General features: G+C 66.8%; 18 protein-coding genes and 1 pseudogene. 14 read left to right on the forward strand and 5 right to left on the reverse strand.

All coding sequences use genetic code 11. The features are described 5' to 3' along the window. Positions 1-233 precede the first annotated feature (233 nt). Together EJK15_RS57695 and EJK15_RS57700 are read left to right on the forward strand one after the other, a co-directional pair. A complete protein-coding gene (locus tag EJK15_RS57695; protein ID WP_240777877.1) occupies positions 234-1,634 on the forward strand; it encodes a helix-turn-helix domain-containing protein in 1,401 nt (466 codons plus the stop codon). Further along, positions 1,631-2,173: a flavoprotein gene (locus tag EJK15_RS57700; protein WP_138718920.1), complete on the forward strand. Its 543-nt coding sequence runs from the start codon at positions 1,631-1,633 to the stop codon at positions 2,171-2,173. The genes EJK15_RS57695 and EJK15_RS57700 overlap by 4 nt, the downstream gene beginning before the upstream one ends. A 3-nt stretch (positions 2,174-2,176) precedes the next feature. On the opposite strand, the gene EJK15_RS71900 is transcribed toward EJK15_RS57700, so the two are convergent. Continuing rightward, entirely contained in the window at positions 2,177-2,329 is a 153-nt protein-coding gene (locus EJK15_RS71900; RefSeq protein WP_171075170.1) for a hypothetical protein, read from the reverse strand. Between the two features lie 62 nt (positions 2,330-2,391). Between EJK15_RS71900 and EJK15_RS71905 the strand changes: the two genes are divergently transcribed. The 3 genes from EJK15_RS71905 to EJK15_RS57710 all read left to right on the forward strand — a co-directional run bounded on the left by EJK15_RS71905 (position 2,392) and on the right by EJK15_RS57710 (position 4,679). Further along, complete coding sequence (locus EJK15_RS71905; RefSeq protein ID WP_171075171.1) at positions 2,392-2,529, forward strand: hypothetical protein; 138 nt, start codon at positions 2,392-2,394, stop codon at positions 2,527-2,529. Between the two features lie 814 nt (positions 2,530-3,343). Continuing rightward, complete coding sequence (locus EJK15_RS57705; RefSeq protein ID WP_240777878.1) at positions 3,344-3,850, forward strand: DinB family protein; 507 nt, start codon at positions 3,344-3,346, stop codon at positions 3,848-3,850. 553 nt (positions 3,851-4,403) lie between these two features. Next, positions 4,404-4,679, forward strand: a complete 276-nt coding sequence (locus tag EJK15_RS57710; RefSeq protein ID WP_138718922.1) for a hypothetical protein — start codon at positions 4,404-4,406, stop codon at positions 4,677-4,679. A gap of 208 nt (positions 4,680-4,887) precedes the next feature. Here EJK15_RS57710 and EJK15_RS57715 read toward each other — a convergent pair whose 3' ends face one another. Next, entirely contained in the window at positions 4,888-5,178 is a 291-nt protein-coding gene (locus EJK15_RS57715) for a hypothetical protein (RefSeq protein WP_138718923.1), read from the reverse strand. A gap of 219 nt (positions 5,179-5,397) precedes the next feature. Here EJK15_RS57715 and EJK15_RS57720 point away from each other — a divergent pair, with 219 nt between their 5' ends. Beyond that, positions 5,398-5,877: a phospholipase A2 gene (locus EJK15_RS57720; protein ID WP_171075172.1), complete on the forward strand. Its 480-nt coding sequence runs from the start codon at positions 5,398-5,400 to the stop codon at positions 5,875-5,877. A 407-nt stretch (positions 5,878-6,284) separates the two neighbouring features. On the opposite strand, the gene EJK15_RS57725 is transcribed toward EJK15_RS57720, so the two are convergent. Both EJK15_RS57725 and EJK15_RS57730 read right to left on the reverse strand, forming a co-directional pair. Continuing rightward, a complete protein-coding gene (locus tag EJK15_RS57725) occupies positions 6,285-6,623 on the reverse strand; it encodes a MiAMP1 family antimicrobial peptide (RefSeq protein WP_138718925.1) in 339 nt (112 codons plus the stop codon). Positions 6,624-7,116: 493 nt separating this feature from the next. After that, entirely contained in the window at positions 7,117-7,422 is a 306-nt protein-coding gene (locus tag EJK15_RS57730) for a carboxymuconolactone decarboxylase family protein (RefSeq protein ID WP_138718926.1), read from the reverse strand. A 68-nt stretch (positions 7,423-7,490) separates the two neighbouring features. On the opposite strand from EJK15_RS57730, the gene EJK15_RS57735 reads away from it, so the two are divergent. The 6 genes from EJK15_RS57735 to EJK15_RS57760 all read left to right on the forward strand — a co-directional run bounded on the left by EJK15_RS57735 (position 7,491) and on the right by EJK15_RS57760 (position 15,437). Next, complete coding sequence (locus EJK15_RS57735) at positions 7,491-10,964, forward strand: WD40 repeat domain-containing serine/threonine protein kinase (protein ID WP_138718927.1); 3,474 nt, start codon at positions 7,491-7,493, stop codon at positions 10,962-10,964. Between the two features lie 119 nt (positions 10,965-11,083). Further along, positions 11,084-11,233, forward strand: coding sequence for a hypothetical protein (locus EJK15_RS57740; protein WP_206061824.1), 150 nt, complete (start codon positions 11,084-11,086; stop codon positions 11,231-11,233). A 182-nt stretch (positions 11,234-11,415) separates the two neighbouring features. Beyond that, positions 11,416-12,117, forward strand: coding sequence for a vWA domain-containing protein (locus EJK15_RS57745; RefSeq protein ID WP_138718928.1), 702 nt, complete (start codon positions 11,416-11,418; stop codon positions 12,115-12,117). Positions 12,118-12,212: 95 nt separating this feature from the next. Next, on the forward strand, positions 12,213-13,190 hold the full coding sequence (locus EJK15_RS57750) for a protein phosphatase 2C domain-containing protein (protein WP_138718929.1): 978 nt from the start codon (positions 12,213-12,215) through the stop codon (positions 13,188-13,190). A gap of 21 nt (positions 13,191-13,211) precedes the next feature. Then, the gene (locus tag EJK15_RS57755; RefSeq protein WP_138718930.1) at positions 13,212-14,249 is read left to right on the forward strand and encodes a protein kinase family protein; all 1,038 of its coding nucleotides are present in this window, start codon (positions 13,212-13,214) and stop codon (positions 14,247-14,249) included. Continuing rightward, entirely contained in the window at positions 14,250-15,437 is a 1,188-nt protein-coding gene (locus tag EJK15_RS57760) for an FHA domain-containing serine/threonine-protein kinase (RefSeq protein ID WP_138718931.1), read from the forward strand. It begins immediately after the preceding gene. Here the strand turns inward: EJK15_RS57760 and EJK15_RS57765 are convergent. Beyond that, complete coding sequence (locus EJK15_RS57765; protein ID WP_138718932.1) at positions 15,427-16,833, reverse strand: type 1 periplasmic-binding domain-containing protein; 1,407 nt, start codon at positions 16,831-16,833, stop codon at positions 15,427-15,429. The genes EJK15_RS57760 and EJK15_RS57765 overlap by 11 nt on opposite strands. A 411-nt stretch (positions 16,834-17,244) precedes the next feature. Here EJK15_RS57765 and EJK15_RS57770 point away from each other — a divergent pair. After that, positions 17,245-17,381, forward strand: a pseudogene (locus EJK15_RS57770) (transposase); the annotation flags it as partial. 82 nt (positions 17,382-17,463) lie between these two features. Then, positions 17,464-17,680 (forward strand): PadR family transcriptional regulator (locus EJK15_RS57775; RefSeq protein ID WP_138715856.1); only part of this gene is annotated, 217 nt, incomplete at its 3' end.

Below are 17,680 nucleotides of genomic sequence, written 5' to 3' on the forward strand. Positions count from 1 at the left end.
GCTCGTGGAACCGGCACCATCGGCGTGACCGCCGACGCGGGTGCCTGCCCGAAACCGCAGATGAAGATCAATAAATCACTCAGCCATCACGCTCGGCGAAGCCACCAGAACGCGTGAACTATCGAGGCTTGTTGGTTGATGGCAAGTCCACCGGCAAAAGGGCTTAACGAGACCCGCCAAGAAGGCCCCCTCTCAGCCCCTTTTCGATCCCCCAATCGGAAAGCAGACCGAGCATGACAAAGCCGACCCCGAACGCTCAGCTCCGGGCATGGCGCGAGAGCGCACGATTGACCCGCGCCGAAATGGCGAAAATGATCAATCTGAGCGTGAATGGCGTCAAGCACGGTCTGACCTGCGACGAGGAGCGCATTCGGCGCTGGGAAACGGGAGAGGTTCGGTGGCCGCATGAGCCGTACAGGCTTGCGATCAAGGAGGTCACGCATCAGGACCTCGAAGACTTGGGACTTGCACCAATCCGGCGAGCCCGCGCCAGCAGCGCACCACCACCCATCCAAACCCCCAGCCAGGTTGCTAACCTCGCAAACGGGACACGTCCCGTAGATCCCGCCGCGCTAGGGGAGGACGAGAACGACGTGCGACGCCGGGAATTCGTCGGACTTACCGGAGCTGCATTGTTCAATGCCGTTCTCAGGCCATCGGAAAGCGTGACGGACGCAGGCCGCTCTATCGAGAGTCTTGCCTCCGTCCTGGTCGATTACTCCCCGCCGACAGACAGCCCCGTGGACCTCACATCTCTCGCCGCCGCAGTGGCAACGGCCAAGCAGGATTACCAAGCCTGCCGATATTCCCAGGTGATTAACGGACTACCGGCGCTCTTGCGCACGTTGCGTACCGCCTGCACAGTCCTGGATGGCGACGCCCGACTACGAGCACACGCCCTCTCCGCGGAGGTCCATCACGTTGCCGCCTCAGTCCTGCTCAAGCAGGAGGACAAGGGCTTGGCATGGCTCGCCGCCGACCGCAGCGTCCAAGCCGCACATGCCAGCCAAAGCCCGCTCATGATCGGCTCAAGCTCCCGCATCATCACCCATGCCCTCATGGATGGCGGCCACCATCGAGCCGCCACGGATACGGCCCGCACGGCCGCCCTTCGGATGGACGCTGATCTGACCGACCCGTCCCCCAACGATCTATCCATCTATGGATCGCTCCTACTCCGGGGAGCCGTTGCCGCCGCCTACAGCGGCAACCGCCACAACATCGCTGAACTGCTGGACGAAGCCGCAGAGGCAGGCACGCGACTGGGTCACGACGGGAACCACATGTGGACCGCGTTCGGCCCGAACAACGTCCTGTGCCACCGTGTGAACATCGCCCTCCGACTCGGCGACGCTGGCATTGCGATCGACTACGCCCGGCAAGTCGCCATCGACCAGCTTCCGATCAACGAGCGGAAAGCCACACTCCTCCTCGACACCTCCCGCGCGTTCCTCATGCGAGGCCAGCACGACAAGGCCCTGCACATCTTGCGAGCCGCCGGCGACCTGGCACCCGAGGAGATCTCCGGCCGCGCCGCAGCGCTTCGCCTGGTCCGTGACATCCTGGCCACCGCACCGATCAGTGTGCGCCGCGAAGCCCGCGAATACGCCGAGTCCCTGGGAGTCAGCGCGTGACCCAGCACGGCAAGGTCCTCTCCATCATCGTGTGCGCAGCCGGACCGGCTGGAGACGTCGGCCGCCTCGTCACCATGGCTCAAGACCAGGGATGGACTGTCCAGATCATCGCCACCCCACCGGCACTGGACTTCATCGACGTGCCCCAGCTCGAACAGCAGACCGGCCGCCCCGTCCGCAGCCAGTACCGCAAGCCGGACGAACCGAGGTCGCCCCGCGCCGATGCGATCATCGTTGCCCCCGCCACCTACAACACGCTCAACAAGTTCGCCCAGGGCATCGCCGACACCTACGCCCTAGGCGTCCTTTCCGAAGCCCCGGGGCTGGGCATACCGGTCGTCGTCCTGCCCTTCGTCAACAGCGCCCTTGCCTCTCGCACACCGTTCCGTCGCAGCGTCGAAGACCTACGCGCTGATGGCGTCCGCGTCCTGTTCGGCCCTGGCCAGTTCGAGCCGCATCCGCCGAGCTCTGGCGGCGACCGCATCGACGCCTACCCGTGGAAGCGCGCACTCACAGAGCTTGCCGAATTGGGCTTATAGGGATCAAGCGGCGGCGCGGCGCGCCGCCGTACGCCCCGCGCCGCCGTCCCGCGCTGCGCGTGCGGCCTGGGGGCCGTTCTCGCGCGAGCGCCGCGCGGGGCATCGCCGTACGCCCGCCCCGCCGTACGTCCCGAACCCGCCGACCAAGCGCCGCACCGCCGCACAGAACAACCGCGCCGTCGCCGGCCGAACTCGCTCGCGCTTGGTAACGTCGCCCTGTGGACGAAGACGACGCTTACATCCATGTACCTCACTATGAGGACGCATTGGATCTCAGCTTGGGTGTCGGCATTCTTCTGATGCTCCTGCCTACCTTGATCTGGCTCACGTGGGTGATGCTGCGCAGCCGCAGGTGAACTGCTATGCCTCCGGCGGGGGCCTCAGGCTCCGAGATGATCGAGACAAGCACCAGGTAGTCAGTGGCTGAGGGCCTGATCTTCCCGTCGCCGTCGCCCAGGACAAGCCCGAGCAGACCGGAGGGCAGGGGCGAAGGTCGTTCTTCCAACGGGGAGCTCCACCTTCACCCCTGCCCTCTGGCCCGCTCCCCTGACGGGTGGGACGACGGCGACGGGAAGATCAGGGAAAGGACCGAATGATAGGTGTGCCTGTACCGGACTTCCTCGGTTTCCTTGTAGATGGTGTGAGGTCCAACGGGGGCCGAGCGAGGAAGAAACACGTTATAGCGGCCAGAATCCAGAGAGCGCCAAGGCCGATGCCCATCCATCCACTAATGATCAAGGACTCATAGGACGCATCAGCGTGCGGCGTGCTTCCGAAATACTGGTTCTCTTGCATCAGCGTCAAGTGTTCGCTAGATCTGGCCCTCTCTCTGGCATCCTGTGCGCATCGTTCGAGAAGGGTGCTAGGAACGAGAACCAGGCAGCCGATCCACATCAGAACGAATCGCGCGCGCCTTACGGCCACTTGCCGCCTCCCTGCTTCAAGGTGGAATGAGAGTAGCTGAGCGCCCGAAACGACCACAATGAGGGCCTACGGCGTGCCCGTCGCGTGCCCGATTGGACGGGAAACTGCCACCAAGACCGCGAGCCCCAGCGCCATCGGTAAAGCCCTCACCACCAGCCAACTTCCTGATCCGCATGCACAACATCGCAGGTCTTGCCTTTTGGCGCCGTAAGCATGTCCCGTTCACTGCACAACGGAGGTGCGATCGTGTCTACGCCGCTGTGGCCCGAAGAACTTGTCAGCACCGGCACCGAACGTGAGGTTCTGGAGGCGTTCCTCGACTGCCAACGCCGGCAGATCAAGGCAAAGGTCACTGGGGTCTCCGAAGCGGACGCGCGACGACGGATCGTGCCGTCCATGACGACCCTGGCAGGCCTGATCAAGCATCTGACCGCAGTAGAAAGGAACTGGTTTCAACGTCAGCTGGCGCAGCGCGACCCCGCGGACATCCCCGGCAACTCCCGCGGAGACGACCAGAGCTGGCAGTTGAGCCCCGACGACATTCTCGACAGCCTCATCGCGGAGTACGACAAGGTCTGTGAGGAGAACCGGCATATCGCAGCCGGATTCACACTCGACGATACGGTGCCGTCAAAGCGACTTGGCAACGTGTCGCTGAGATGGATCTACACCCACATGATCGAGGAGACCGCCCAGCACGCCGGACATGCTGACATCCTGCGTGAACTCATCGACGGCGCCACTGGCCTGTAAAACGCCACCTTTCCATAAACCCCACCCTCGACCCGATCATGGCACCAGGGCTTCCCCTGCGGGAAACGATCACCTCCGATCTGGGAAGCGACCACAAGAGTCCGCGCGTTCGCTCAGCTCAGACCTATTCGTGAACGGCTCACTCACCCAAAAGCCCAGGTCAGCCGCCTGGGCTTTTGATGCAGTGGTGCACTGCTTTTTGAGGATGGCGAGCCACCGTGGCAGGTCCTTGGCGTCTTCATCCTCATGACCCTGGTTGGTTGGGCCTGCGGGTCGAGGCAGCGATTCGAGGACGCTGACTGGTCCCTCCTTCTCTGGAGGTGTGACGGCGGCGTTGACGGCGACATCCCGAACTCTCCCGATTGATCTCGACCGGGTATCTCAGCCTGGAGTGTGGCGAGAACCGTACGACCCACCCAGTGATCGTGCTGGATACGGATGGGCCCGTCATCGGGACCGGCGAAGACCAAGCCCTCTGGTTCGTCCTGGGTGAAGGCCTTCACGTGCGCCCGCAGCTCGTCAATGATCAGTGCGGGGATCACGACGATACGCTTTGCCCGCCGACGACGTCTCATTCTTCACCTGCCGCGTCATGTCGGCGTCTCCCGGCTCGCCTGATCGACCACACAGCCAGAATGCCGTCAAGTACGAAGCTCAAGACCAGCGCAACGTAGCCCGCTGTCTTGTAGGGCCCGACAACGAACCGGTCTTCACCGTTCGCGCGTGCAAGAGCCAAGAACTCGAAGACGGCACCTACAACGACGACCTGCCCGCAAACGAATACAGCGATCACCCTGAAGACGGACATCTCGCGATTATGGATCCCTGACAACATTCAGGCCAAGAGCGCCTCCGGCGGGGACTTCACTCCGGGCTGATCGCCAGCGTGGACCGGTCGAGGTTGTCAGTGGCTGAGGTGAGCCTGATCTTCCCGCCCGCCACGTCCAGGCAGAGCCCAGCAGCCCAAGGGCCAGGGGCCAAGGTCGTTCGTCCAGTTGGGCGCTTCACCTTGACCTCTGGCCCTTGGGCTGCTTGCCCTAGTCTCGGCCATCCTCAAGCTGCCTGCTCGCGTTGGAAGGAGCTTCGGCTGCTCTGGGAAGCCCAAGATAGGGCGCGGGCTGCGGCAGGAGGTCATCGGTGACCTTGGCGACGGCCTTGGGATACTTGGCGCCGTAGGCGTTCTGGAAGTCCTTCACCGCCGCCTGAGCGTGCTCGCGATCCTCGGCGTTCCAGATCTCGGCCTTCCCTTCGGGTCGGTGCTTGAGCCGCCGCGCATCGCGCGCTTCCCCGGAGTCGGTCCATTCCCTGCCGGGGGCGGCACGGCTCACCTGAATCCAGCCCGACTCCCGGGCTTGGCGAGGAGATGGAGGTCAGCGTCACGCAGTTCCGCACCCTCTCCGGCCGTGCGCTCCGGCTCCGCTTACAAGCGGATCACCTGGGGCGGTATGGCGGGGGTATGTTCGCGTGCCGCGCTGGCCATGATTGTTTGCTGTTCCGCACCACGAGCCGTAACCCTTGTGAATCATCTTCCTCGACAAGGAGCACCTGTGAAGACGACGGCAATCATCTCTGGTGCACTGGTGACCGCCACGACGGCATTAGCCCTGATCAGCACACCGGCGACGGCAGCGGATTACAACCTGAACGTGGCCCTCTCGCTCACGAAGAACACCTCGAGCAGCCAGACCTACTGGGCCAACATGCGCCGCAACAAGAACGAGCCCTATGTCAAGAGGTGGGGCTTCAACTGGAACACCGACGGCTGCACGGTGCCCAAGAAGATCGGTAACTCAGACTACTGGAAGGGAGTCTTCCAGACGCCCTGCGCTCGCCACGACTTCGGCTACCGCAACGTCAAGCGGCTCGTGAGCTCCAGCAAGTGGAAGAACACCTACAAGAAGCCCGTCGATGACGCGTTCCTGTTCGATATGGGGAACGTGTGCGTGAAATTCTCCAAGACGAAGAAGGCGGCGTGCCGAGTTGCGGCGGCGGCGTTCTACGGAGTGACCAGGGCTCGCGAGAGCTAGGGCTGAGCGCCGACCCGGGTGACAGTAGAACCCGCACAGCGAAGCACATGCCTTTCGTAATGCGCTGTTCAGGTGCCAAAGTGAGTGACAACGCCCTAGAGCAAGCGTGCACACTAGGCTCCATACATACAAAAGCCCAGGTCAGCGGCCTGGGCTTTTGATCTTTCTAGTACGGCAGCCGCCATTCGCTGGGTGAGCTGGGACGATGCGCCGATGGTCGATGCGATCTTGTGATGGCGATCCTGCGCAACGAGAGTTTCGAGTTCGTCGCCGAGATCAAACGCCTGATCAATGCTGCCGTCAACGTGGCCGTCAGTCCCGATGCGCGAAGCCGTCGCCTGGTTCTCCCCCGTCCTCCTCGTAGCTGCCGATCTCCAGGGCGAGGCTGCTGTGTCAAGGGGCGGGCGTCAGCACACCTTGAAGATGCTCTTCCAACCGACGGCCTTGTTCTGCTGCGCGTTGCCCTTGGTGGGGAGCTTGAAGTGCACCGGCCCTCTGGCGTTGATCTGGTTGTGCATTCGGCCGGCCTGGCCGGAGCCGTACCACTTGTAGGACCCGCGGTAGCGGAGGTTGGTCGTGCCGCACTGGCTGATGACCTGTGTCCGGCCGGTGAAGCCCGGCCCTTCGTAGGCCACGTACATCGAGCCGGGGGCCGCGGAGATCGAGGCGTTGGCGGCACCGCCCATGATGGTGACCAGGGAGGCAGAGATGGCGGAGACGAGGGCGATTCTCTTGATGCTCTTCACGGCGATCCTCCGGATGCGTCTCAACTGATAACCAAAAGTATTCTTAACGTCACTTCGAGTAGAGAAGTCCCGGGACGCTCACCAATCGCGCGGGCACAGAGCCCGAACGCCGCAGCCGTAGATGCACGGTAGCGGGCGACGAGCTTGGACTCGCCGCAGAAGCGGGCAAGGGACCGTCCTTTCGTAGGTTTTCCTAACGAGAGGAACATATGGACCAACACTTGATCGTCACTTGCGCCCCACTTACACCACACGTGACAACTGGGTGTAAAGCCAACGTGTGGGGCAGCTCGGCGACAACGGCGGTGATCAGGACTGGACGCCTCGGGAGATGCGCCCTAACCACGTCACCCGGTGGGCTGGGGCTGAGGAACAAGATGATCAGTCGCAATCCGTGCCGGATCAAGGAAGGGGACCAAGAGCAGGCACCGGAGCGGCCGGTGCTGACAGTCGCCCAGGTGTTCGAGCTCGCCGACCGGGTCTGCGGCAGCGGTTACACGGTCCGGGCGCACGACGACTCGTCGCCGCGCAGGCGCCTCCGCCTTGCCATCCATCGCGCCGAACGACCAGCGCGTCCACCGACCAGCGACCAGATCCGCTCGTCACTCTCACCGGCCCTCTTCAGGTCACGGCTGCGCATGTCCACCCAATAGCCGCAGCCGTTGATCTGACTGGCGCGAAGCTTGAGCAGTTCGATGGTGGTGGTCGGCAGCTCGCTCTCGTGGAGCAGCTTCTCCACGGCGATGAAGTGGTGGTGCGCCTCGGGGACGTTCTTCGCGAAGTTGATTCTCTGGGTCATGTGAGGAGGAGGTGGCAAACTCCCCTTACTGTGACAACTTCCGCGAAAAAAATGATATCTAAACCGCCATGGAAGCGCTGAGCGCGGGGGATCCCCAGCGCATCGGGAATTACTGGCTCGCCGGACGGCTCGGTTCGGGCGGGCAGGGCGTCGTGTACGACGCCTACGACGCCGACGGCAACCGGGTCGCGGTCAAGGTGCTGCACGCGGCCGGCGATCGTGCGGTCCGCGACAGGTTCGCGAAGGAGACGACGGCCGCGCGGCGGGTGTCGTCGTTCTGCACGGCGCGCGTGCTGGCCGCCGATCTGGACGGGCGCATGCCGTATCTGGTCTCCGAGTACGTGCCGGGGCCGAGCCTGGGTGCGGCCGTGCGGGACGGACGCCGGTTCACCGGTGACGACCTGTACCGGCTGGCCACGGCGGTGGCCACCGCGCTGACGGCGATCCACGACGCGGGAGTCGTGCACCGTGACCTCAAACCGGACAACGTGCTGCTCGGGCCCGACGGACCAAGGGTGATCGACTTCGGCATCGCGCGAACGCTCGACATGTCGCTCACCAGGACCGGCGAGGTGTCGGGTACGCCGGCGTACATGGCGCCCGAGGTGTTCATCGGGGAGCGGGCGGGCGCGCCGGCCGACGTGTTCGCGTGGGGCGCGATCATGGTGTTCGCCGCCACGGGGCGCGAGCCGTTCGCCGCCGACAACCTGGGCGCCGTCATGCACCGGGTGTTGTCGCACCGGCCCGACCTGAGCGCCCTGCCGCCACGCCTGGCCTCGCTGGTCGAGGCGGCCATGGCCAAGGACCCGGCGGCCCGTCCCACGGCCCGCGACCTGCTGCTGGCGCTGGTCAGCGGGAACGGCGCCGACACCAAGGGGCTGCTGGCGGCGGGCAGCAGGACCGCACGGGGCGTGCACGGGTCGGCGCCGCAGGGCGATCCCGCTCTGGGGACGATCGCCGAGGACGCCTACGAGTCGCTGAACCTTGAGGAGCGGGAGGTGGCGGCCGAGGTGTTCCTGCGGCTGGTGGCCGTCGGGGAGGACGGGCACGAGGCCGGACGGTCGGCCGGGTATGACGAGCTGTTCGAGGGGCGCCCTGAGCGGGAGTCGGCGGCGGTCAGGCGCGTGCTGGACGCGTTCTCGTACATGATTGTCAGCGGCGACGGCACGGTGTCCCTGTCACGACCCGGCCTGCTGCGTGCCTGGCCGAGACTGCGCATGTGGGTGGACGCCGACCGCGACGGGCTGGCCAAGCTGAACGGCATCAACGCCGCCGCCCGCCACTGGGCCGAGAACGGCAGGCGCGACGCCGACGTGCTCCAGGGCAGCCACCTGGAGCAGGCGCTGAGCTGGGCCGCGACCGGTCGCCGGCACGTCACGCTGACCCCGTTCGAACAAGACTTCCTGCGCGCCGGCACCGACCTCACCAGACGGCGGGCCAGGCGCAGGACGCTGACCACGGTCGCGTTGGCCGGGCTGCTGGTGGTGTCGCTCGTGGCCGGCGGGCTGGCTGTCTGGCAGCGCCAGGAGACGGCACGGCAACGAGACATCCTGGCCGCCAAGCAGGCGGCCGCCGAGGCGGACCGGCAGCGGACCATCGACCCGTCCCTGGCGATGCTGCTGAGCGTGGCGGCCTGGCGGGTCTCGCCGGCGCAGCCGGAGGCCCGCTCCAGCATGACGGCCTCACTCCAGCAGCATGAGACGGCCGCCTTCCACGACCCGCCGGTCAACGGCGCGGCGCGGCGGGTGCTCAGCCGCGACGGCCGCACGCTGGTCAGCGCCAGCGAAGGCGGGGTCAACGTGTACGACGTGCGCGCCCGCAGGCGTACGGCGAGCTGGCCCCACATGACTCTGAGGGGGACCATCACGTATCCACCAACGCTGAGCCGGAGCGGGCGGCTGCTGGCCGAGACCACTACCGAGAAGCTCGGCGTCTGGGACCTGAAGACCGGCAAGAAGCTGCTCGAACGGCCGCTTCCCTTAAAGGGCGGGTTCGGCTACAGCGCCGTGTTCGGCGAGCACGAGACCACCCTCACGGTGCTGTACAGCCTGCATGACATCCACTACCTGCTCGACGTCTCGACCGGCAAGCGGTTCGGCAAGGGCGTCTTCGAGCTCCGCGGGGGGAAGGCGGTGAGCCATCCGCTCCTGGATTCCACGGGCAGGCGCCTGTTGCTGCCGGGAGACCGCCTCGACCAGATCGCGCTGCCCGGGTGGCGGATGGAGCGGCCGTTCCCCACCTGTGCGGATCGCCCCAACGCGGTGGCGTTCAGCCAGGACGGCAGGACGCTCGCGTGCGCCGACGGGATAGATATCGCCCTCGTCGGCGCCGCCTCGGGCCGCGCCCTCGGCGACAAGATGCCCTGCCGCGCCTGCGGGTCCGACAGCCAGTTGCGCTTCAGCCCGGACGGCCGGCACCTCGCCTCCTTCCGTGGAAGGGATGTGCAGGTCTGGGATCTGCGTACCCGGAACATAGTGCTCGACTACCGCGCCGAGGGCGATCTGACCGATGTCGCGTTCGACCCCGACGGCAGCACGCTCCGGTACATCGTGGACGACGCCGTCGTCAGCCTGGACCTGCGGCCGCGCACCCACGCGACGGCCGTGCCCGGATTGACCTACCTCAGCGGGGACGGCAAGTGGGCCGCGATCAGAGCCGGCAAGCAGCTTCGGATCTGGGACGTGGGCGCGGGCAAGGAGACCGGCCGCCTCTCCGTCGATGCGGACAACGAGGAGCCCGCCGACTTCTTCGGAACGAAGCTGGCCGTCAAGGACGTCAACGGCAAGATCACACTCTGGGACCTGCGTACCCTGGCGAAGCTCTGGTCGGTGCGGATGCCCGGGAAGGGCGGCGCCCCCATCGACGCGCATTTCAGTCCGGACGGGCGGCGGCTCGCGATGACCGTCATGTACGGGCGGACCCCGGTGTTCAAGAAAGTGGTGCTCGACGCCGCCGACGGGCACGTCCTGAGCTCGTTCGACACGAGCTCCCGAGGCGGGCCGTTCCTGCCGGGCGGCACAGCGTACGTGTCGCCGGACAGCGGCAGGTTCATCGACGTCGGCACCGGCAAGCCGGTAGGCGCCGGGTTCGGGCCCACGGACGCGCTCGCGATCAGCAGGGGAGGGCTCCTCGCCGCGTACGAGAGCACCACCGGGCGGGTCGGGCTGTGGAATGTCGACGGGCCGGAGGCACTGCGCCCCGCCCTGCCCCGGGCCGCCGACGAAGTCGATTTTCTGGCCTTCTCACCCGACGGCAAGACGCTCGCCACCGCCTCGACGCACGGCCTGCTCCAGCTCTGGGACGTCGAGGCCAGGCGGCGGCTCGGCGGGTCTTACCTGCTGCAGGAGGGCCAGCCGTGGTCGCTCGCGTTCAGCGCCGACGGGGCGGCCGTGTACGTCGGGATGGAGGGGGCCGTCCGCGCGGTTTCCGTTGACGGAGAACGGGTCGCGCAGGAGGTGTGCGCGCGGGTCGGGCGCTCGCTGTCGCCCGTCGAGTGGGAGCGGTACCTGGGCGGAGCGCCGTACCAGAACGTCTGCCCTTAACGGAAGGGGGCGGACACGGATTCGTGTCGCTCGATCCGGGCCAGCAGGTCCTCGAGGTCGGCCGGGTGAACTTCCATCGGAAGGGCCGAGCGGTCGCGTTGTAACGCCGCCCGAAGGCGATGAGCTGGTTGTCGATCAGCGCTGATGAGAAGACCTCCATCCAGGCCCGCTGCCGCTGCCACCCCACCCTGCCGCCAGGCGCCGCCCGGATGATGCGCGTCAACCACGACTACGACCGCGGCGGCGCGCTGGCCTACCGTTGGGCGTGACGACGACGCGCCAGCGTTGGCCGCCAGGGTGTCCGAGCTATTTACACCGCCCTGAAGACGCAACCAGCGCCGGTTCGAGGACGAGCGACGGCAATCCCGGCTGTTAGCCGCGAACCCGCCGAAGCCATCCTTCTGTTCGCAACCTTGCAAAGACCGGTAATCCCTATCAGGATGAAGAGCCGATGAGATCGGCTAACGGGCGCCCTCGCGCCTTCCCCTTTTACATCGTGTGCGATGTATCGCATTCGATGCACACCGCCCGCGAGGATGGACGGCCCACCCCCTTCGAGGTTCTCTCCAACTGTGTGGGTGAGCTGCTTTTCGAGCTGGAGGCGGGCGATCCGGGCGTCAGTGAGGCCGCGCATGTCGCCGTGGTGTCCTTCTCCGACAAGGTCGAGCTGGTGCTTCCGCTGACCAGGCCGTGCGACGCGATCAGGGTTCCGGCCCTGAAACGCGGCAGGCAGACGGATTATCTGGCGGTCTTCAGCGAGCTCGTGAAGATCGTTGAGAAGGACTACCGGAAGCTGTCCAAGCAATTCGACGTGCGGGCGCCGGTTGTCTTCTTCATCACCGACGGCGAGCCGTACGTTGGCGAAAACCATCAGGACGTCGAGATCTGGGGCCCCGCGCGGGACCGGCTGGCGAGCCTTCACCCGGCACCGCACATCGTGGCGCTCGGATTCGGGACGGTGCAGGAGGACACCCTGCGACGGGTCGCCACCACCCTCAGGGGCGAAGTGCTGGCCTTCGTGGGCGAGATCGCGACAGGGGCGGCCACCGTGCTGCACGGCATCGCGCAGGCCGTCTCGGACAGCATCAGCGCCTCGGTCAACAGGAACACGGCCGTTCTGCGCGGACCCGGCGGGATGCGGCAGCTGAGATGATCAGGGCAACGCTGGCGGGATTACTCCTGGTTATCGGAACCGGCCCGGTGGGAGCGGAGCCTGGTCCGTCGCCGGAGCCGACGGTAACGGTGACCGTGACGCCCAGTCCGCGGCAGGGCGGCGGGACGGCGGCGGGCTGGCCGCTGTGGATCCTGTCCGGCATCGCTGGTGGCGGCGCCGTACTCCTCGGGCAGTTACTGCTCGGCCGCAGGACCCGCACCGCGGCCGACGGCAGAACACCGCTCGGTCCGCTTCCCCAGCCGCTGCCCGTCCTGCTGGCGGGCGGGGCGGACTCGCGCGCCCCGGGCGTCGCACTCGACGGCGGCATGCTCGCGCAGACCACGGTCCGCGCCGTGAGCATCCGCGGCCGGCGCCATCGATATCGCGGCGAACCCCTGCAGGATGCCTACGCCGTACGGCTGAGCGCGGACGGACGATGGGTCATCGCGGCCGTGGCTGACGGGTTGGGGAGCACACTGCACGCCGAACACGCCGCCGCGGTGGCTGTGCGCGCCGCCACGAACCTCTCCCTGACCCCCGACCGCGGCTGGCACGCGGCCTTCGCCACCGTCGCCGGCGAGGTCATGCGCGCCACCGCCCGGCTCGGCGGCCAACCCACTGGCAAACACGGCGCCGGAGCATCGGATCCGCCCGCCACGACGCTGACGATCGGGGTGATCCCCGCGGACGGCAGACCTGGGATCGCCGCCTGCGCGGCCATCGGGGACTCGCCGGCGCTGTGGCTCCACGACGGGACGTGGACCGAGATCTTCCCACCTGAAGGGCAGCGACCGGGCAACGTCACGTCCGCCCTGCCGGACGACCTTGGTGAGCTGCGGGAACGGCGGATCGATTGGGGGCCGGGCGATGTGCTCGTCCTGTGCAGCGACGGGTTCGGGACGGCCATGGGTGGCGGCGGCAGCGTGCTCGCCCAACAGCTCGTCACATCGTGGAGTGCTCCGCCCGCGCTGCGCAGCTTCCTGCGCGATGTGGATTTCCATCTGTCGACTTACGATGACGACCGGACCGTTCTGGCGTTGTGGGCGGGCCGTCACGACACGGCCGTCCTGTGACAGGAGTGCGGCGGCAGACGTATGAATCCCCCAGATGTGGTCGAGGAAGCGGATCTGACGCCCTCCACGGATGCCGATGTCTACTCCCTGCGCCCGGGCGGTCAGGCTCGCAGCCTTGCGCTGTGCGAGGTCAGCGGCGTCCCTGGCCGGTTTCTGTTCAAACGGTACGACGAGGAGACGCTGACGGGGCTGGACGAGGACGCTCTGCTCGCCATGGTGCGCTGGCGGCGTGGACTTCCCCGGCAGGACCGAGCGACGCTCGATCAGCGCTGTGCGTGGCCGGTCGCGGCGGTCCGGGACGAGCGGGTCACCGGCATCTTGATCAGAGCCGCTCCCGAGCAGATGTTCGTCGAGCTCCGCACCCGCCGGGTGCCGCGACACCTGGATGAGCTCACTCGGTCGCCCGAGCGGGTGAGCGCCCTTCGCGACCACTACGGCACGCGCTACTACGAGCCGCCCTACAAGCTGGCCGTCCTCGGCCAGTTGCTCGCGACGACGCAGTGGCTGCACGAGCAGGGATATGTGGTGGGCGATCTGCAACTGCGCAACGCCGTCTTCACCATCGACCCGGCACCCGCGGTATACCTGCTGGACTGCGACTCCTGCGTACCGGTCGGAGGCCGCGGTGCCCTGCCGGAGGTCGATCCCGAGCAGTGGAAACTCCCCCGTGAAGGCGGATTCACCCCGGAGTCGGACTATTACAAGTTCGCCTGGGCCGTCGTGCGGTGCCTCCAGGAGAGCGCCGAGGCGTGGTCGGTCGACGAGGCCGCGCTCGCCAGGGTCCTGCCATTGCGGCATCGCCGCCTGATAAGGCAGTGTCTGGACGGTGCACCGGAATCGGTGGACATCGCGCGATGGCGGGCGGCGTGCGAGTCGTGGCGGTGGCTCGTCACTCCCGAACGCATCTACGTCGAGACCGACTCCAACCTGCGCGAGGCGTGGCGGCGGGGGAAGTCGGCAGTCGGGGACGGCTCGCGCGGCCGGCACGGGGGAATCGTGGTGCTGATCGTCGTCCTGGCGGCGATCGCCGTCGTCGTCGCGGTCACGTTGGGAGTCTGAATGAACACCGGCGAGCCACGGCGGATCGGGCCCTACGAGGTGCTCGGCCGCCTGGGTGCCGGCGGTCAGGGCACGGTCTACCTTGCGCAGGGCGAGGCGGGCCGGGTCGCGATCAAGGTGATCCACGCGCAGGGGGCGGCCGACCCGAGGGCGCGCAGGCGGTTCGCGGACGAGGTGGCCATCGCGTCGCGGGTGCCCAGGGCGTACACGGCGATGATCATCGACGCTGCCACCGACGGTGAGCAGCCGTACATCGTGAGCGAATACGTGGCAGGCCCGTCCCTGCAGGAGCTCGTCGACACGCACGGGCCGCTGTCGGGAGCTGCGCTTGAGCGGCTGGCGACCTATACGGCCACCGCCTTGGCGGCGATCCATGGCGCGGGAGTCATCCACCGGGATCTCAAGCCCGCCAACGTCATCATCGGCCCGGACGGACCACGTGTCGTGGACTTCGGAATCGCGCGTGCCCTGGAGGCGACCGCCGCGATCACCACGGCCGTGGGAACCCCCGGCTATCTCGCACCGGAGCAGGTGGGAGGGGTCGACGCCGAAGTGGGTCCCCCCGCCGACGTGCACGCGTGGGCAGGCACAGTGTATTTCGCCGCCACCGGCAAGGTGCCGTTCGCGGGGAGCAACGTGGCCGTCATCATCAACCGCGTCCTGACCAAGACCCCCGACGTGGGAGTGATATCCGAGCCGCTGCGTTCACTGATCGCCGACTGCCTCGCCAAGGATCCGGCACGGCGGCCCACCTCCATGGAACTGCTCGGCCGCCTCGTGGGGCATCAGTCGCAAACCGCGCGGGCGACGGTGCCACATACCAGGATCTCGCCGACCACCCTCGGAACGCTGAAGGAGACCACCACGCTGGGCAGCGGGCCCGCGGCCGACATCGTGATCCACGGGGAGGGGATCGCCCCGGCGCACGCCACCGTCCGCAAGGTGAGCGCAGGCTACCGGCTGCATGACCACAGTAGCGGTCTGGGGACGTTCGTCGACGGCCGCCCTGTTCTCTATGCGACCCTGCGACCGGGTGATCGGTTCACGATCGGTACGGCGGTGCTCCACCTCACCGAGGCGGGGGAGTTGGAGCGCGTACGGCTCAGCCGAATGTCCGCGCGCTGGTGGCTTCTGCTCTTCCTCATCGCGGCAGTGGCGCTGACGGTAATCGTCGTGGTCATGGGATAGTCACGGGCGTGGGCATGGTGACGTTCACTCGTTCCCCGGTCCTGGAGTCGAGGGTGAAGGCGCCGCTGGCGCCGCGGATGACGTTGGTGCCGGTGAACAGGTAGAGCTGCCCGCGCACCGCCACGGCGGAGGGCAAGCTGAGCTGGGACGGGTCCACGCCGATGGCGGCCTTCTGAACCGCGGTGGCCGCAGCGGTCACCGCGTCATACGCCAAGATCGCCAACCCGCTGCCGAGATGCGCCGCGGGGAAGGTCACCCCATGGTGGGGCGCCACGAACTCGTCACGGAAGTCGCGGTAGAGCTGGCGGTGCGGATTGTCCTGGTGGTCGAGCCGCTTGGGATCGGCGAGCGGCACGAACATCACCTTGATGGGCGCTTCGGGGTCGTGCAGCGACGGGTCGTTCGGATTTTGGTCCTGGGCGTCGTCCCCGGTGACCACGGTGATGGGCGTGGATCGGCAGGGCCGGCTCCGCAGCAGCTTGAGGAAGGTGGGCATGAACGCCTGGCGGCCAGCGTAGAAGATCATATCGGTCTTCGCCCCGCAGATCGTGTCGCTGATGGTCCGCAGGAGCGAGGGACCGCCACGCGGGTCGAAAGGAAAACTGAGTCCGGACCTGTCGACGTACGGCTTGAGCCCGAGCTTCGGATCGAGGAAAGCATCCTTCAGCGAGCGGGCGTAAAGGTCCTTGGTTCCCTGCGGGGTCACGTCAGCCCACATCAGGGCCGCGTTCCCCCCGACCTTCTTCTTCTTGAACTCTTCGGCGATGGCCTGCACCTGGGCCGAGGTGCTGACCGCGGTGCGGGTGAGACCAGGAATAGGTCCGCCGTCGTCGATCTCACCGGCGGTGTTGAACCCGGCCGCGGTGATGAAATCGGCGACCATCGGGATTCCGGGATCCTTGGCCAAGGCACGTGCGGCGTCGATGCTTTCCTGCTGGCTCGGGCCCATTCCGGTGACCGCGACGACCTGTCCGGGGCTCCCCGTCGCACCCGTCGCGGCATTCTTCCGCACCGCCTGCACCGTCGTCCGCCACTTCGAGCCGTCGTGACCGGTGTTGGCCAGCAGGAGCCGGATCTTGGGGAACGTCTCCGAACGGTTGGCGCGGTACTGACCGATGAACGCCCCCTCGAGCTGGTGGAGGGCGCGCTCGCCGACCAGTCCGCGCGGGCCTGCCCCCATCGGGGCCATGAGCGCGATCGTGCTGTAGTCCTTGTCCTTGGCGACCGTGCGGTTTTCCGCCGCGATGGCCTCCAGGATCGGGCGATACTGCTTGCCCAGGACCATCGTCCCGTCGGCTGGGTCCATCAGCCCGACGCACTCGCCTTCGATGGCGATGATGTCCGCGCTCTTTGTTTCACAGCCGCCCCATGGCCACCATCCCTGCGTGTAATTCACGAGTACCGCAGTGGATATCAGGACGGCGACAACAACGACGATCACCACCAAGCGTCGGCGAAATAGCGTCCCCACCTGGCGTAAGAAGCTCCAGGCGCGCGCGGCGAGGGAGGGTGCCGGTGCCGGTTCGTCATACATCTGGACTCCAAGCCGTCACTTACCCACGACCGTGCAGGCGCGCTTCCCGAATATCGATCGCACGCTTCCCCATCCCTGGGCCGGCGGCCGCCTAAACTCATCGTCATTAAAACGTGATCAATGGCGGCCGGACAACAGTCAGTTGGCGGGTTCGTCTGGAAACGGTTGGGTTCGAAGCCCATCGTCAAAGGCCCAGATGTGCTTTGCAACCGAGCTTGAAAGGCCGGAGTTACGGCGTCGTGGGGTAGTGACGGCCGCTGGCGGGTGGTTATGCCAGTGATGATCGGCGTGCGCGCCGACGGCCGCAAAGAACTCGTGGCGCTGACCACGGCTACCGCGAGTCCGCTGAGTCATGGGCCAACCTGCTGCGCGGTTGCCGGCGGCGCGCGATGCGGGCGCCGGTGCTGGCGCGCTCCCGGCATGTCCGGGCGTATAGCGGTTGACACTTTTTGCGACTAACCGCTATCTATTGGCTAACCGTTAGGGGGTGGAGTGCAGGACGCAGTGCTGGCGATGCTCGCCAAGGAGCCGTCGCACGGATACCACTTGCACGCTCGGCTGCGGCGCAGTCTCGGCCCGCTTGGCGAGTCGATGAACCGTGGTCAGATCTATGTGACGTTGGCCCGGTTGGAGCGAGCGGGGCTCGTTGTCTGTGAGCGGGCGGACGGCCTGCCCGAGCGGCCGGAGCGCAAGGTCTATGCGCTGACGC

This window comes from Nonomuraea basaltis (assembly GCF_005893125.1).
GTDB classification, from domain to species: domain Bacteria; phylum Actinomycetota; class Actinomycetes; order Streptosporangiales; family Streptosporangiaceae; genus Nonomuraea; species Nonomuraea basaltis.